16 protein-coding genes and 1 pseudogene are annotated in these 15,246 nt (G+C 35.5%); 12 read left to right on the forward strand and 5 right to left on the reverse strand.

Annotation, left to right across the window (positions count from 1 at the left end):
- The first annotated feature begins 459 nt into the window (after positions 1 to 459).
- Together pheS and pheT are read left to right on the forward strand one after the other, a co-directional pair.
- Entirely contained in the window at positions 460 to 1,527 is a 1,068-nt protein-coding gene (pheS, locus tag ACQV2S_RS07325) for a phenylalanine--tRNA ligase subunit alpha (RefSeq protein ID WP_428875415.1), read from the forward strand.
- Entirely contained in the window at positions 1,527 to 3,953 is a 2,427-nt protein-coding gene (pheT, locus tag ACQV2S_RS07330) for a phenylalanine--tRNA ligase subunit beta (protein ID WP_428885299.1), read from the forward strand. Before pheS ends, pheT begins: the two co-directional genes overlap by 1 nt.
- Before the next feature lie 47 nt (positions 3,954 to 4,000).
- On the opposite strand, the gene ACQV2S_RS07335 is transcribed toward pheT, so the two are convergent.
- From ACQV2S_RS07335 to ACQV2S_RS07345, 3 genes are all read right to left on the reverse strand, one after another.
- Positions 4,001 to 4,780: an RDD family protein gene (locus tag ACQV2S_RS07335; protein WP_428874523.1), complete on the reverse strand. Its 780-nt coding sequence runs from the start codon at positions 4,778 to 4,780 to the stop codon at positions 4,001 to 4,003.
- 1 nt (position 4,781) lies between these two features.
- Positions 4,782 to 5,789: a signal peptide peptidase SppA gene (gene sppA, locus ACQV2S_RS07340; protein ID WP_428885300.1), complete on the reverse strand. Its 1,008-nt coding sequence runs from the start codon at positions 5,787 to 5,789 to the stop codon at positions 4,782 to 4,784.
- Between the two features lie 97 nt (positions 5,790 to 5,886).
- The gene (locus ACQV2S_RS07345) at positions 5,887 to 6,846 is read right to left on the reverse strand and encodes a tRNA dihydrouridine synthase (RefSeq protein WP_428874525.1); all 960 of its coding nucleotides are present in this window, start codon (positions 6,844 to 6,846) and stop codon (positions 5,887 to 5,889) included.
- A 170-nt stretch (positions 6,847 to 7,016) separates the two neighbouring features.
- On the opposite strand from ACQV2S_RS07345, the gene ACQV2S_RS07350 reads away from it, so the two are divergent.
- Both ACQV2S_RS07350 and ACQV2S_RS07355 read left to right on the forward strand, forming a co-directional pair.
- The gene (locus tag ACQV2S_RS07350; RefSeq protein WP_428874947.1) at positions 7,017 to 7,391 is read left to right on the forward strand and encodes a thioesterase family protein; all 375 of its coding nucleotides are present in this window, start codon (positions 7,017 to 7,019) and stop codon (positions 7,389 to 7,391) included.
- A gap of 105 nt (positions 7,392 to 7,496) precedes the next feature.
- Positions 7,497 to 8,408 (forward strand): AEC family transporter, encoded by a 912-nt coding sequence (locus ACQV2S_RS07355; protein ID WP_428874527.1) that lies wholly within the window; start codon positions 7,497 to 7,499, stop codon positions 8,406 to 8,408.
- A 148-nt stretch (positions 8,409 to 8,556) separates the two neighbouring features.
- Here the strand turns inward: ACQV2S_RS07355 and ACQV2S_RS07360 are convergent, their stop codons facing one another.
- The gene (locus ACQV2S_RS07360; protein ID WP_428875984.1) at positions 8,557 to 9,216 is read right to left on the reverse strand and encodes a PHP domain-containing protein; all 660 of its coding nucleotides are present in this window, start codon (positions 9,214 to 9,216) and stop codon (positions 8,557 to 8,559) included.
- A 273-nt stretch (positions 9,217 to 9,489) separates the two neighbouring features.
- Between ACQV2S_RS07360 and ACQV2S_RS07365 the strand changes: the two genes are divergently transcribed.
- The 5 genes from ACQV2S_RS07365 (at position 9,490) to ACQV2S_RS07385 (ending at position 12,063) form a co-directional block, all read left to right on the forward strand.
- On the forward strand, positions 9,490 to 9,870 hold the full coding sequence (locus tag ACQV2S_RS07365; protein WP_428885301.1) for a hypothetical protein: 381 nt from the start codon (positions 9,490 to 9,492) through the stop codon (positions 9,868 to 9,870).
- 44 nt (positions 9,871 to 9,914) lie between these two features.
- Positions 9,915 to 10,292, forward strand: a complete 378-nt coding sequence (locus ACQV2S_RS07370) for a hypothetical protein (protein WP_428874952.1) — start codon at positions 9,915 to 9,917, stop codon at positions 10,290 to 10,292.
- Between the two features lie 271 nt (positions 10,293 to 10,563).
- Positions 10,564 to 11,034: an HAD family hydrolase gene (locus ACQV2S_RS07375; protein ID WP_428874531.1), complete on the forward strand. Its 471-nt coding sequence runs from the start codon at positions 10,564 to 10,566 to the stop codon at positions 11,032 to 11,034.
- 17 nt (positions 11,035 to 11,051) lie between these two features.
- Positions 11,052 to 11,750: an AzlC family ABC transporter permease gene (locus ACQV2S_RS07380; RefSeq protein WP_428874532.1), complete on the forward strand. Its 699-nt coding sequence runs from the start codon at positions 11,052 to 11,054 to the stop codon at positions 11,748 to 11,750.
- On the forward strand, positions 11,743 to 12,063 hold the full coding sequence (locus ACQV2S_RS07385) for a branched-chain amino acid transporter permease (RefSeq protein ID WP_428874533.1): 321 nt from the start codon (positions 11,743 to 11,745) through the stop codon (positions 12,061 to 12,063). The genes ACQV2S_RS07380 and ACQV2S_RS07385 overlap by 8 nt, the downstream gene beginning before the upstream one ends.
- Here ACQV2S_RS07385 and ACQV2S_RS07390 read toward each other — a convergent pair.
- Positions 12,057 to 12,248, reverse strand: a pseudogene (locus ACQV2S_RS07390) (carboxymuconolactone decarboxylase family protein); the annotation flags it as partial. The gene ACQV2S_RS07385 and the pseudogene ACQV2S_RS07390 sit on opposite strands and share 7 nt — an antisense overlap.
- Positions 12,249 to 12,593: 345 nt before the next feature.
- On the opposite strand from ACQV2S_RS07390, the gene yedF reads away from it, so the two are divergent.
- From yedF to pfkB, 3 genes are all read left to right on the forward strand, one after another.
- A complete protein-coding gene (gene yedF / locus ACQV2S_RS07395) occupies positions 12,594 to 12,935 on the forward strand; it encodes a sulfurtransferase-like selenium metabolism protein YedF (RefSeq protein WP_428874535.1) in 342 nt (113 codons plus the stop codon).
- Between the two features lie 21 nt (positions 12,936 to 12,956).
- Complete coding sequence (locus ACQV2S_RS07400) at positions 12,957 to 14,144, forward strand: cobalamin-independent methionine synthase II family protein (RefSeq protein WP_428874536.1); 1,188 nt, start codon at positions 12,957 to 12,959, stop codon at positions 14,142 to 14,144.
- A 179-nt stretch (positions 14,145 to 14,323) separates the two neighbouring features.
- A complete protein-coding gene (pfkB, locus tag ACQV2S_RS07405; RefSeq protein ID WP_428885302.1) occupies positions 14,324 to 15,241 on the forward strand; it encodes a 1-phosphofructokinase in 918 nt (305 codons plus the stop codon).
- The last annotated feature ends 5 nt before the right edge of the window (positions 15,242 to 15,246 follow it).

The raw sequence follows: 15,246 nt of genomic DNA on the forward strand, positions 1-15,246 counted from the left end.
CTGTAAGATAATCTCCCATCATTTTCCCTCCTATCCTTTTCATCATTTATTATAGAGGATAGAGGGACATTTTGATTTGTGTTCTCTTGAGACATTATCATTTACGTTTAACAGAAATGACTTTTCACTAAAGAGCAAGATTGACGAAAAACTATTTACAGGCTATACTTGATAAAGATAACTAAAGACTATGATTAGGACCTAATTGAAAGGTACATAAACAGGGAAATTTGTCACCGACTGAGAGCAGATGATGTCACTTTTCAATTATTTTCATCCTAGGAGTCGATCCTTAAATAGTTTGAAACTAGAAAAAGATACCTTCATTGGGGTTAACAATGATTTGAGTGCTTGAAATTTTTCAAGAATAAGGGTGGTACCACGGTAGCGCGTCCCTTTTAGGGACGGGCTATTTTTGTTGGATGGAATATTAAAGTGCTAATTGCTAGGAGGATTATGATGAATGATAAATTACAAGTCATTAAAGAACAAGTCGATGGTTTAGTTGCAAAGGCAATTGAAGAAATCAAGCAAGCGGAATCAAGTAAAATGATTCAGGATATTCGCGTGAAATATACCGGTAAAAAAGGTGAATTGACGCAAATTTCAAAACAAATGAAAGATTTAGAAAAAGATGAAAAGCCGATTTTAGGTCAGCTAATTAATCAATTCCATCAATCGTTTAATGACCATATTGAGAAAAAACAAGAGCAAGTAAAGCAGAAAGAATTAGCTGCTCAACTGGCTAGTGAAACAATCGATATTAGCTTGCCTGGAAGACGGCAGAACTTTGGTAGTCGCCACTTATTAACTCAAACGCGTGAAGAATTAGAAGATCTTTTCTTAGGGATGGGTTATCAAATTATTGAAGGACCAGAAGTAGAGTTAGACTCTTATAACTTTGAAAAAATGAATTTGCCTAAAAATCATCCTGCTCGGGATATGCAAGATACCTTTTATATCTCTGAAGAAGTTTTATTAAGAACACACACTTCGCCTGTGCAAGCTCGGACAATGGAAAAGCATGACTTTGAAAAAGATGGCCCTTTAAAGATGGTTTCACCCGGGAAGGTTTTTAGAAGAGATAATGATGATGCGACTCATTCTCATCAGTTTCATCAAATGGAAGGCTTAGTAGTTGCTGAAAAGATTACTATGGCAGATCTGAAAGGAACGCTCTTACAATTTGCTAAAGCCTTCTTTGGCGAAGAACGTGAGATTCGATTAAGACCTTCCTTCTTCTCATTCACAGAGCCTTCTGTTGAAGTGGATGTGTCCTGTTTCAAATGCGGAGGGCAAGGTTGTGGTATTTGTAAAGGTACCGGATGGATTGAAGTCTTAGGAGCAGGACTCGTTCATCCAAATGTACTAGAAATGTCAGGCATTGATTCAAATAAATATAGCGGCTTTGCATTTGGTGTGGGAATTGACCGTGTAGCCATGTTAAAGCATAACGTTGATGACATCCGTCATTTTTACCAAAATGATTTACGCTTCTTGACACAATTCAAAGGAGGTCAAAACTAATGTATGTTTCATATAATTGGTTAAATGAATTATTAGATTTAAATAAAATGCCTGCCGAGGAATTAGCAGAGAAAATGTCTCGAACGGGTATTGAAATTGAAGGAGTCGAAAATCTGGCCGATTCTATTCAAGGTCCTCTAGTAGTTGGATTAGTTGAAGAATTAGAGGACCATCCTGATTCCGATCATTTAAAAATTGCTCAAGTCAATGTAGCAGATTACGGCAAAAAGCAAATCGTATGTGGTGCGTCTAATGTTAAGCAAGGTGCTAAAGTAATCACTGCTTTAGAAGGCTGTATTTTACCTGGAGATTTAAGAATCAAAGAGTCAAAACTTAGAGGTCAAGTTTCTCAAGGAATGCTATGTTCATTACAAGAGTTGGGATTTGCTGATAAGGTGGTACCGAAGGAATTTGTGGATGGCATATATCTCTTAGCAGAGGATGCTCCAATCGGTCAAAATATCGTTGAATACATGGAGCTTGATGATCCGATTTTAGAATTATCCATTACACCTAATCGTGCAGATGCTTTATCGATGCGTGGAGTAGCTCACGAGGTGGGAGCGATTGTTTCTCAGACTCCACATTTTGAAGCTTTAAAAATCAGTGAAAGTCAATTAGTTTCAATTGATGAATTACAAAATTTAGAATTGGATATGACAGAACATGATTTAAGTAGTCACTATCAGTTAAGAGTGTTGAAAAGCATTCAAGTAAAGCCAAGCCCGATTCAAATGCAAAGCCGTTTGATGAAAGCTAATATTCGTCCTATTAATAACCTAGTGGATGTGACCAATTACTATTTGATGCTATATGGTCAACCTATGCATGCTTTTGATTTGGATCAATTACCAGGCAAAAAGATTGGTGTGCGCTATGCCAAAGAAAATGAAAAGCTTACGACTTTAGACGAAATCGAAAGAAATCTAACAGAAAAAGATATAGTGATTACTTCTGACGATCAACCAATTGCTCTAGCAGGTGTCATGGGTGGGCTAGATAGCCATGTAACCGAAAAGACGCAAAATGTCTTATTAGAAACAGCTGTTTTTAACCCTCAGGCCATTCGTTCAACTTCTCGACGTCTTGGCTTAAGATCAGAATCATCTGCCCGCTTTGAAAAAGGAATTAATCCAGCAACTCTTTCAGAAGCAGGGGACCAAGCTGCTATTTTGATGGCGCAATTAACACAGGGTAAAATCGAAAAGGGAGTCTTAGAAGTAAAAGCCGATGATGTGCATGATCAAGTGGTAGAACTGCCTATGCAAATGATTGAAGAAAAATTAGGCATTCAAGTGAATCAATCGCAGCTTCAAGCCATTTTTGACCGCTTAGGTTTTGGAGTCGCTTTTGAAAATGACCAGATGAGAGTATCGATTCCCCCACGTCGTTGGGATATTACTATTCCAGCTGATATTTTAGAAGAAGTGGCTCGTATTTATGGCTATGATCAAATTCCTGTTACTCTACCTGCGGTTCCTAATCGTCCCGCCCAATTAGATAGCCGACAAAAATTAAAAAGAGCAACACGCTCTTTAGCTGAAGGGTTAGGCTTAAATGAAACAGTGTCTTATGTTCTAATCTCACCTGAGTTTGCAAAATTAAATGCAAATAAAGATCGCTATGTTTCATTACTTTTACCAATGTCTGAGGAAAGATCACTCTTAAGACAATCAATGTTACCGTCTTTCTTGGAGATTGCTCGTTACAATAAAGCCCGTCACAATAAGACCATAGCTTTCTATGAAATGGGCAAAGTTTTCTTAGCGACTGAAAGGAACCGTCAACCTGAAGAAAAAGAAATGCTTAGCTTCTTTGTTTCTGGTGAAAAGAGTCCATTCAATTGGGAAAGTGCAAGTCAAAATTATGATTTTTACGATCTCAAAGGTATCGTTGAACAAATTATGGACCAATTACGTTTAGGAAATCATTTATCATTTGAACGTATGGAAAATTTAGACTTTATGCATCCAGGACAAACAGCCAATATCTTATTAGACGGTCAAAAAATTGGTTTTATTGGGCAATTACATCCCCAATTATCGCAAGAGTTTGACTTAGATAAGGAGACTTTCTTTGCGGAGTTAGATTTTGAGGCTTTAGTAGGATTTAACAGAGACTTATTGCTACAGACCCCTTTAGCAAAATATCCATCAACTTCTCGTGATATCGCTCTTTTAGTAGATCGATCAACCAGTCACCAAAGCTTGGTAGATTTAATCTATGAAAATGCTGGAGATAATTTGAAAAATGTCGAATTATTCGACCGATATACTGGCGAGAATATAGCAGCAGATAAACAATCTTTAGCTTATCACTTAACTTTCCAAAATCCAGATAAAACTTTAAAAGATGAAGAAGTGACAAAGGCAATGGATCAAGTGATTAAAGCTTTAGAAAAGGCAGAGAATGTAGAAATTCGTTAACATAAAAAATCACTACGCTAAAGATAGCGTAGTGATTTTTATTTGTTTTAAACGAGTTTCCACTTAGCAAAGGCAGTTAGATAACGTTCATTAATCACTGTCGTATCAGTCAGCATATCTAAAGGGTGCTGATGTTTGCTTGTGAAGATAAGGATGACAGCAATAAATGGTACATAGTAGAAAATAACACGACCAAAAAATTCACGCATTAATAAAGTGGATATATTTAATTTATTCGATTGGGTATTAATCGGCACAACTCTTAAATTAAATAAAATTTTTCCGGGTGTTTGGCCATTCAGACCGAAAGTCATTAGGAAAAAGTAAAGGCAAAATACAGCTAAGTTAAAGAACATAGGTAAAACACCCCACAATAAGTCTTTATTCATTTCTCCTACAATGTTCGTTATAAGGTTAGTCAGGAGAAGAATGAATAGGTAATCTACCATATAAGCTGCTAAACGAAGCCAGAACCCAGCATAAACCTCCTTAGGAAGATAGTCGTAGCCATTTTCTCTCAGTTGTTGGTCAGCAATTTTCATTTGAATAGGATCAATGTCAGACTGCTTAGTCTCTTTGAAAGCTTCCTCTCTTGCTGCATGATTGCTGAATGGATTGAGTCCGGAATGATTTGCTTGACTAGAATTTAAAGAAGACGAGTTATTTTTTGTTATATTGTTGTCCTTAGAGTGGTCCGTTTGCTCTTCAATAATGACTGTACTATCTTGAGGAACTTCTTCAATAACTTTAGTTGAATCTTTTTTTTCTTCTTTTGAATGATTTAAAAGCGTCTTAAGTTCTTCTTTATCTAATTTAACTGATGTCATATTACTTACCACCTTCCCAGCGGTACTCAATCTGAGGAAGAACTTCTTCTTTTACACGGTTAAGAACTTGATCAAATTGTTTTGCATAATTATCTTCTGATTTCATAAATGTAGGGAAGAATGAGGCAAATTGGTCTTGAGGGGCTGCTTTTTCAAAAACTTGAGCATTTGCTAAGTCGTTTTCTTCGCGAATAAGATCGATTACTTGACGATAGTATAGAATATCATCAACCAAGCCGTTTTCTTTAGCTTGCTTGGCGGTATAAATACGACCATCTGCTAGCTCACGCACCCGTTCTTCTGACATATCACGACCATCGACAACCACTTGAACGAAACGATTAAAGGCTTCATCAATATATTCTTGGAATACTTCCTCTTCTTCCTTAGTCATTTTACGTGCACTCGAGCCTAAATCCTTCATTTTTCCAGATTTAAAAACATAGGGTTCAACACCTATTTTGTCATAAAGCTCTCTCATATTGTAACCAGACATAATTACTCCAATTGAGCCAGTGATTGTTTCAGGAGTAGCATAAACTTTATCGGCTAACATGGCATAATAGAAGCCACCTGATGCGGCTACTTGCCCCATAGAAGCATAAACAGGAATCTTTCTTTCGGCAATCACTTCCTTAAATAAGTCATAAGCTTCACGGGTTTCGTATACTCCTCCACCTGGAGTATTTAATTCGAATAAAACAGCCTTAATAGATTCATCCGTTCGAATCTGTTCGATGGTATCCATAATAAGTTGCTGATCATAAGTAGGAGACGCTATTCCAATCACTCCTTCAATTGGGATAACTAGAATACGTTGATCTACAGAGCCATCTTCTCGAATTTCTTCTATATAATCTTGTCCAATGCCTAGCAAGGAGTTTAGTCTTTCATTCGCCCATTTTTCACTGTAGGTAATATCAGTGGGTTCATTATAAACTTTCGATAAGCTAGAAGCGACAATTAAAACAAGTGCAAAAGCGATTACTATCCATTTTTTTTTTGACATATAAGCCACCTTCCTTTGAGTTTAGTTTAACATTTTTAATGTCGGTTTGGAATGATAAGCTGTTTATAACTATAAAAAGCTGTTAGTTAGGTGTTTTCTATAATAAGTGTTGTTTTTCAAAAGCAATGAGTATTTCACGCGCTTGAATGGAATCCTCTGCTTCCATTAGTTGGACTCTTAATTCGTGTGCTCCTTTGAATTCTCTTAAATAGATTTTAAAAGACCTTCTTAAAGCAGGGAAAGGGTGGAGATCGTAATAATCAAAGAGATCCAAATGATAGCGAAAAAGATCAATCAATTCTTTAGCAGAATGATGACGTGGTTCTTTTTCAAAAGCAAATGGATTTTGAAAAACACCACGGCCAATCATAATACCGTCCATCTCATAAGTATTGTATAATTCCATTCCTTGTTGCCGATCAGCAATATCTCCATTTACAGTTAAGAGGGTATGTGGGGCGTATTGGTCACGCAAATTTTTAATCTCCCCAATTAGTTCCCAATGAGCGGGCACTTTAGACATTTCTGTTTTTGTTCTTAAGTGTATGGAGAGGTTGGCAATACCTTGTTCAAATAAATGCTTCAGCCATTCTTTATATTCTTCCACTTGATGATGGCCTAAACGCGTTTTGACTGAAATAGGAAGGTTTGCTTTTTTACTGGCTTGGATTAATTGAGCAGCTAGTTGTGGTCTTAAAATTAAACCAGACCCACGACCATGTTTAAAGACGTTAGGTGCTGGACAGCCCATATTAATATCGACACCTGCGAAGCCTTCTTCTTCCATTCCATGCGCCATTTGTTCAAAGAATTCAGGCCGGTCACCCCATATATGGGCTACTATGGGTTGTTCATCTTCAGTTTTGATTAAACGACCTCGTACGGATTCTTTGCCTAGAGGATGGCAGTAGGACTCAGAATTAGTAAATTCAGTGAAGAAAACATCAGGTCTTCCAGCTTTAGCAATAACATGTCGGAAAGCAACATCGGTTACATCTTCCATAGGGGCTAAAACAAAAAAGGGTTTGGGTAAGTTTTGCCAGAAGTTTTGTGGCATAGTTTAGGACTCCTTTCGCTTATTTTTGTAAAAATAGAATCTTTAAAAGATTACCATAAATGAGGCTGGATGCAAATATAATACAGGAATCCTCTATTAATTCTTTAGGAAAAACAACTAGCCCTATCTGTATGCTATAATTTTACTGAAAATAATTTAGGAGGATAAAAATGAAAGCAAAATTTTCCAAAAAATATTCTGTAAAGAATGAACATTCAGCTGCTAAAATTGGATCAGGTGCTTTAGAAGTCTTATCGACACCTTCGATGATTGCTTATATGGAAAATGCAGCTTATGAGCTTTGTCAGAAAAATATTGAAGATACAACTTTAGAAACCACAGTAGGTATCTTTCTTGAAGTCAAACATTTAAAAGCGAGTTCGACTATGAGCGAAATTGAGATTATTATTACAAAATGTAAAAGAGAAGGAAGAGTATTCACTTTAGATATGGAAGCTTATGATAAAGAACAATTAATTGGTCAAGCAACTCATCAAAGAATTGTTGTGAATATCGAGCGTTTTATGGCAAAGCTTAAGAAATAATATTTTCATTGATCGATGCCTTGAAAGTGTTTGAAAGATATTCAGTTTGCAAACCAACTATGTTAAGATGAGGGGGTTAATAAAAAGGTATAGGGAGGATCATTAATGGCAACTTTTTTTGAGATGCTGAGCATCCAATTAGTTCTAATTGTTTATGTCTTAGCAGGTGTGCTAGCCTATAGAAAAAGAATGATTACGGATCAGAATCGTCCAGCTTTAATTAAATTAATTGTTGAGATACTTGTTCCCGCACTTATTTTTAAGTCGTTTTTTAATATAACTTGGAACATTATTGAGCTAAGCTTTCAAACTTTAATCATTGCTACTATTATTTATACAACGATAACCCTTTTCGGCGGCTTCTTTTTTCGGGATTTGCCGGAAAAACAAGCTAAAATTTTACATTATGCGACCCTTTGTAACAGTGCCGGTTTTGCTGGATTACCCATCGTTACATCCTTATTTGGTGAATTAGGCGCTATTTTAGCCGCCGTTTATTTAATACCTCACCGCATTTTTACCTATACAATTGGTATTTCTTTATTAGTAAAACAAGAAAAGAGTTTTAAAGAGACGCTTCTTTCTTTTATAAAAAACCCAATGATTTTGGCAGTTATCTTTGGATTGGTGCTGGGCTTAAGCCAAATTCCTATACCAAGCTTTATCATGAATAGTTTTGATGGTTTGAGTCGCACAGTTACTCCTTTATCCATGATTACCATCGGTTCAATTATTGGTTCGGTTAAAATGGAGGCTCTTTTTGAGAAAGCGGTTATACGGTTTGTAGGTGTTAGAATGCTACTTATACCCTTAATCGTTTTACTGAGCTTAAAATTTCTGCAAGTAGATGAGCAAATAGCAGGTATGTGTGTGGTGATGGCGACCATGCCCGCCGGGGCTACCACGCCTATTTTAGCGGCTAAATACGATTTAGATGTCGCTTTGGCTTCTAAACTAACTTTTGTATCAATTATTTTATCCCTCTTTTTAAGTCCAGCCTTTTTGGCTTTCGTTTAATTTGAAGACAGAGGAGGAGAAATTTTCATGCCAGCCATACATAAAAAAACTAACAAAAAAAAGATCTGCATAATGTACTGACCCCCTAAAGTTGGATTTCATGGTCCAACTTTAGGGGGTCAGTACATTGAGCTAGCTCTTTTTCTGCTTATGCAGTGACTGTTTCGATAATTTGATGGCCCTTAACCATAACTGGTTGACAGTTTCCTTTTTTTAATTCTTGAGCAAGTTCATGGATAGTTGAAACCTGGTTAGGAAAATATGTCGCGTAAACGCCTACTTGGCCAAAATGATGAGAATCACTTCCACCAACACATTGTAGACCGTGTTCTTTGGCTGTAATAAAGGCTTGTTGATTTTCTTCTAAAGTTGAATTGCCATTTAACACTTCAACTGCATGAAGGCCTTTAACTTTATAAATATGGTCACCAAGGCCTCGGTTATTATTACGATAGGGATGAGCGGCTGTACAAGCTCCACCTTTTTTATTCACGTAATCAATGAATTCTTGAGCTGATAGGCCCGGCTCAGGCAATTCGTCAATTCCATAGGCTAAGACATCGCCTTCAGTAGTTAGATATTCCACCCCCACAAAGATTGGAAAATCGAGACGTTGTTGAGCCTCTTCAACTAAAGTCATGAAACCAATTGAGTCGTGGTCTGTAATACAAACGGCATCAAGTCCGATTAGTTTGGCTCTTTCGACAATCTGCTCAATTTTCATAAAGCTATCGGGTGAAAATGTCTTCTCATGCATATGTAGGTCGATTAACATATTGGATAATCCTCTCTTATAAGTTTGTAACATTAAATATTGTTCAACATCCCTATTTTACGTAAGCTTACCTCGCTATTCAAATTGAAAAACAATTTTAAAAATTTATTTATAGTCTTTATTAATACATTTGTATCAATGATTTAGCAAGTTTAGCTTTAAATTTATTAGAAAAAATAATAAATAATGACAGAACAATTTAATAAATAAAATGATTTTATTAAAAGATAATAAGAAAGAAAAATTTTAATGGAAAAACGTTTACAAAACTGGTAGGATAGCATTAAATGCTTCGGAGGCGCTTTTATGAAATTGTTAAAAGACACAAGAATAAGAATAGCTTTAATCTCAATCTTAATTTTCTTGTTTGCCTATCAAAATGTGGATCGATACTTGCAGCAGATGGACGAACAGAGACAAAATAATTTAGAAACGGTTACTTTAATTGCTAGGGCTTATGGTTATGACGGAGAAGAGGAATCAGATCCTGTACTAGAGTTTATTGATAAGCAACCGTCAAAAAATTTCACCTATGATCAAGAAGCTAAAATTGATTTGGCTCATTATTTTCATGGGGTCTCCAAAGAACAAATTATTTTGAAACGTGGTGGGATTCTTATATCAATGTTAGTAATTCCATATCTACTTTTTGAGTTTATAATAAGTAAATCGGGCTTTTTATTCTAATAGCTGTTTAAAAATATGAAAGAGTAGCAATAAGGAGGAGAAAAATGAAATATTTTTCAAATTTTAAGATTCGAGCTTTATTCTTTTTTATAATAATCAGTACACTTGCGTATTTACTAGTAAAACCGATATATGATTCTTATATTATTTATAAGGAGAACGATTATTCAACCGTGTCTGTGCTGTCTAAAATACATGGTTATGAGGGTGAAGATGATATTGATTCAAAATTAGATTATATGGAACAATTGCCAGAGAATAAATTAAATAATATAGAGAAAGGGATAGTTAGTCGAGCGCGTTATTATAGAACGGATCCTGAAGTGAAAATTGTACTTAAAAAGGGAGCTATTATTGTAATAAGCTTATTCACTTTTTATTTAGTCGTCGAATACGCTTTAACGCGAACTTATTCAATTTAAAAATTGAAAACCACTAAATGAGTATCGAGAATTAAATCTACCTCTATTTTTAATAGAGGTCGTTTTAATTTGTCTAGTGAAAGTATATGAGAACTTTCTTAGGGACTTTTCATTCAAATTTAAGAGATATTTGATTAAATAATAGTATACTTATAAGTGAGCGCGTTTCAGTATTTTTAATACGTAATCATATTTTTAAAAGCATTCGAGAAAACGCTTACAAATGCTCTGCGTTTCAGTCTCAAATAAAGATGTGTTTAAGGGGATAAAGATGATAAAATACGAAATTCCAGGTAATGGAGTGATCAAAATTTCTAATGTGATTATTGATTTTAACGGCACCATCGCTGAAGACGGGAAATTAATTGAAGGAGTGGAAGAACTTCTTTCGAGTCTTTCAGAAAATGTTAAAATTTTTATCGCCACTGCTGATACCTATGGAACTGTTAAACAACAGTGTCAAAAACTTCCAGTTGAACTGGCTACCTTTCCTTCGAGTAAAGCAGCTATCTCCAAGAAACTACTGCTTGAAGAATTAGATTCTAAAAGCTGTGCCTGTATAGGCAATGGCTATAACGATGGAGAAATGATGAGTGTAGCTGCTTTATCAATAGCTGTTATAGGAAATGAAGGGCTATCCACTGTTAGTATTCGTAATGCCGATATTATTGCACCTAATATTCATTCAGCGCTTAACATCTTGCTTAAGCCTGAGCGTATTAAAGCTACTTTACGTCATTAAGTTAAAGGAGTTAGAAAATGGATAAAAAACATTGGAGATATGCCTTTGAAAAGACATTGCCAATTGGTATCGTTTATCTCATGCTAGCCTTAGGTTTTGGTATTATGATGCAGGCTAAAGGCTTTGGTTGGATTTGGGCATTATGCTTGAGCTTTTTTGTCTACTCAGGGTCTATCCAGTTTTTAGCACCAGTCATTCTTTCTTCATCCACTGGCTTATTTGCTACAGTTATTTTAACCTTTATGGTTAATTTTCGCTTATTATTTTATGGTATTAGTCAGTTGGAAAGATACAAAAAGATAAAAGGTTGGCGCAAACTCTATTTAATTCATGGCCTTACGGATGAAACTTTTTCTTTGGTATGTACAGACCACTTACCTGAAGGAATTGAACGTGAGAAGTATTCCCTTTATGTCACAGTACTCAATCATATGTATTGGACTCTTGGTAGTGTAGCGGGTAGTTTAGTAGGAAATCTCTTACCTTTTTCAACGGAGGGCATTGATTTTGCTCTAACAGCATTGTTTTTTGTCGTCGTTCTCAATCAGTGGGAAGCTACCAATAATCACAAGCCTGCTCTTTTAGGGATGACTGTTGGATTTATATTTTTCATAATATTTGGACCAGATAATTTTATGCTGCCGTCAATGCTTGTTGTCATTGCTTTTCTACTAATTGAAAATAGACTTAAAGGAGGCCAACCAGATTATGTCTAACCTTCATTCTATCATGTTGATTGTCGTTATGGTCATTGTGACAATCACTATTAGAGCTACTCCCTTTATTATTTTCAAAAGGAAAACTCCTATTTGGATTATTTATTTGGGGCAAGTTTTTCCTTATGCCATTATGACAATCTTATTGATTTATTCATTTAAAGATATTGCCTATACTTCTCAGCGAACGATAGCGGCTATAATATCTTGCTTTTTGGTATTCGTTTTACATAAATGGCGACATTCTACTGTCTTTTCCATTTTGGGAGGAACAGTTTTGTATATGGTATTGGTTCAAACTATTTTTCAATAAATTTTCATTATGCTTAAAAACCGATCGAAGCAATCTAACACCTTACCGGCAAAGGCCATACCTGGATCACCATCCATAAGAATAGCAATATTGTCTAAATCCGATAATTGCTCGTAATTTCCTCCTGCTTTTATGTATTGATTAACATGAACAGCAATACATGGCTCACAGCGTTGATTAATAGCAACAGCAAGATAATTAACTCTTTAGTAACTGCATCTGGAGCCGAGGGCTTTGCTAAGATGGCAGCAAGCTGACTATAATGTTGAAGGTATTCAGGATTAAGTTCTGTTAAAAATTGTGTATTGGCACCCACTTCTTCTAAACCTTTACGATAATCAGTCCTATAAAGATTCCTTCTGCAAAGTTATTCTCTATTAGTATAGCTTTTTTATATGAAAGTATGTTCAAAAAAATTATATATATAAATTTTTCATAAATGACGGTTATTTATTTAATAATCTAATTTAATATTTAAAATTTTATCGAGTATACTAAGTTTATAAATAAACAAAAAGGAGATTAATCACATGTCAAAAGCTTATGATATCGTTCTACGTGGTACTGGTATGGGTGAAGGTGAAAAACCTCTAACAGAAAATTTGATGAAAGGTTTTTTAAATACGCTAGCTAACACTGATAAAGCGCCAAAGCATATCCTTTTATATGGTGAAGCTGTTAAGTTAGCTTGCAAGGGCTCAGACTCAATTGAAGATTTGAAAGCAATGGAAGATAAAGGAACCAAAGTTCTTTCATGCGGTATTTGCACTGAGTACTATGAAGTAGAAAAGTATATTATGGTTGGTCAAATTACAACAATGCGTGAAGTTGTTGATATTTTAACTGAAAGTGAATTAGTAATTGAACCTTAAAAAAGAATGTGAGGTAAAATAATGGAAACGACCTTTAAGCCGTTTACAACGACATTAATTGGATCGATGCCACGGTCGCCTCAATTACTCGCTGCCAAGGAAGCTTGTCAACATTTTGGTGAGTGTGATAAATACAATCAGCTGGTTCATGACGAAACTAAAGAGGTCATGGACCTCTTTAAGCGTGCGGGCATTGATGTAGTTGTAAGTGGAGAAATTTCAAGAGATAATTTTATGTCTTATGTTGCTGAAAAAGTTGAAGGTATCGAACTTTTTTCTACAGAGGAAATTAATGACTTGCTTGGAAATAATGAGGATTATGTGCAATCCTTAGAAGAGATGGATGCTTCAGATAACTCAATGAATAGTCCAGTCTGTGTCGGTAAGCTCGATTTGGAAGCCGATTTATGTACTCAAGAGCAGGAGTTAATTAAAAGCTTAACTAATAAACCTTATAAAATCACTCTTCCTAGTCCATACCTTTTAACCCGATCAATGTGGGTAGAAGGAGTAAGTGATCAAGCTTATGCGAGTAGACGTCAATTGGGTAAAGATGTTGTTGAATTATTGAAAAATACCATTCATCGTTTATATGATAATGGGGCGCGCGTCATCCAAATTGATGAACCGATTCTTTCAGAGGTAGTTTTTCAAAGAGCCCAAGGGGATACCTCCTTCTACTGAGGAACCTTATCTGCAAAGGTCAAGGTTGACCAAGAATTAATGTTTGCTCAGTCTCTTATTCAACCTGTTCTAGATGAAATAAATAGTTTGGAAGGTTGCTTATCAGCTGTCCATGTTTGTCGAGGAAATTGGACAAAAGATGAGAGTGTATTATTAGAGGGAGCGTACGATAAATTAGGTAGCTTCTTTAATAAATTAACTGTCGATATGTTGGCTCTTGAGTTTTCAACCCCAAGAGCTGGTGAAATATCCAAGTTATTTTATAATAACTTTTTAGATGAGAAAATTATACTAGGCTTAGGTGTCATTAATCCGCGATCAGATGAGGTTGAATCAGTTGAAAAAATTATGGCTCTAGCTGAAGAAGCGTTAGAGTTCTTGCCACCAGAGAGAATTTGGCTGAATCCGGATTGTGGCTTTGCAACATTTGCCAATCGTCCGTTAAATCCTGAAGAAATAATCGAAGCCAAATTAACAAATATGTCTAAAGCCGCTCAACAATTACGTCAGAATCACTGTCAATAATTCTTTTTGCAACTAGCATAGGCTAGTTGCTTTTTTTCTAGCTTTATAAATAAAATTTATATGAAATATTGAAACAAAGGTAAAGTTTTTCTATAATGTAAACATTAATCAGGAAACGCTTACTTAAAGCAACTTTAAAATTTTGTTCGTTAACTAATAAATTTTTAAGGGGGGAGTCTATGAATTATACTATAACCTTTAATCCAGCCCTCGATTATTTTATAGAGACCAGGGACTTCAAGGAAGGAGCATTAAATCGTATAGATTCAGAAACCTATCTTATTGGAGGTAAGGGTTTAAATGTCTCACTATTATTGTCAGAGTTTGGAATAGCTTCTTGTGCCTTGGGATTTATGGGTGGGTTCACTGGGAATTATTTAACCAATTTATTAAAAAAACATTCGATTGCACATGATTTTATTGAAGTGAATGGTCAAACACGTATCAATGTGAAGCTGAAAAGTAAGAAAGAAACAGAACTAAATGCCAAAGGTCCTAGAATATTGAGACCTCAATATGAGGCGTTCTTTAGTCAATTAAAGCAAAAATTAAAAAAAGGTGATACCGTATTTTTATCAGGGAATTTAGCTCCAGGTATGGAAGCGAAAGATTACGAAAGGATAGGCGAACTGTGCCAAAAAACCCAGGTCAATTTCATATTAGATTCAAACCGGGAATTAGTAACATCATGCTTAACCTATCGTCCCTTTTTAATTAAACCCAATCAACAAGAATTGGCTGATATTTTCAATTCAGTTATTCACACGGACAAGGATGTCATAAAATATGCCAAACGTTTACAGCAACAAGGTGCTCAAAATGTATTAGTATCCCTAGGGGCTGACGGAGCTATATTGTTAACTAGCGATAGTAAAATTTATCGATCCAAGTCAGCTCCAGGAAAATTGGTTAATTCTGTGGGAGCAGGCGATTCGATGTTAGCAGGCTTTATGGCTGAATACCAATCTTCAAAGTCGTTTAAGAATGCCTTAAAGGTGGGAACGGCTGCTGGTGCGGCAACAGCTTTTTCTTTAGGTATAGCTGAGCGAAAGTTAATGGACTCTTTAGTGGATAAAATCAAAATACAAGAACTTTAGGAGGA

The organism is Facklamia sp. P13064 (assembly GCF_050409425.1).
GTDB lineage: Bacteria > Bacillota > Bacilli > Lactobacillales > Aerococcaceae > Facklamia.

Coding starts and splice junctions, on each gene's coding strand:
- pheS (WP_428875415.1), top strand. CDS start 460: ATGAATGATAAATTACAAGTCATTAAAGAACAAGTCGATGGTTTAGTT.
- pheT (WP_428885299.1), top strand. CDS start 1,527: ATGTATGTTTCATATAATTGGTTAAATGAATTATTAGATTTAAATAAA.
- ACQV2S_RS07335 (WP_428874523.1), bottom strand. CDS start 4,780: ATGACATCAGTTAAATTAGATAAAGAAGAACTTAAGACGCTTTTAAAT.
- sppA (WP_428885300.1), bottom strand. CDS start 5,789: ATGTCAAAAAAAAAATGGATAGTAATCGCTTTTGCACTTGTTTTAATT.
- ACQV2S_RS07345 (WP_428874525.1), bottom strand. CDS start 6,846: ATGCCACAAAACTTCTGGCAAAACTTACCCAAACCCTTTTTTGTTTTA.
- ACQV2S_RS07350 (WP_428874947.1), top strand. CDS start 7,017: ATGAAAGCAAAATTTTCCAAAAAATATTCTGTAAAGAATGAACATTCA.
- ACQV2S_RS07355 (WP_428874527.1), top strand. CDS start 7,497: ATGGCAACTTTTTTTGAGATGCTGAGCATCCAATTAGTTCTAATTGTT.
- ACQV2S_RS07360 (WP_428875984.1), bottom strand. CDS start 9,216: ATGTTACAAACTTATAAGAGAGGATTATCCAATATGTTAATCGACCTA.
- ACQV2S_RS07365 (WP_428885301.1), top strand. CDS start 9,490: ATGAAATTGTTAAAAGACACAAGAATAAGAATAGCTTTAATCTCAATC.
- ACQV2S_RS07370 (WP_428874952.1), top strand. CDS start 9,915: ATGAAATATTTTTCAAATTTTAAGATTCGAGCTTTATTCTTTTTTATA.
- ACQV2S_RS07375 (WP_428874531.1), top strand. CDS start 10,564: ATGATAAAATACGAAATTCCAGGTAATGGAGTGATCAAAATTTCTAAT.
- ACQV2S_RS07380 (WP_428874532.1), top strand. CDS start 11,052: ATGGATAAAAAACATTGGAGATATGCCTTTGAAAAGACATTGCCAATT.
- ACQV2S_RS07385 (WP_428874533.1), top strand. CDS start 11,743: ATGTCTAACCTTCATTCTATCATGTTGATTGTCGTTATGGTCATTGTG.
- yedF (WP_428874535.1), top strand. CDS start 12,594: ATGTCAAAAGCTTATGATATCGTTCTACGTGGTACTGGTATGGGTGAA.
- pfkB (WP_428885302.1), top strand. CDS start 14,324: ATGAATTATACTATAACCTTTAATCCAGCCCTCGATTATTTTATAGAG.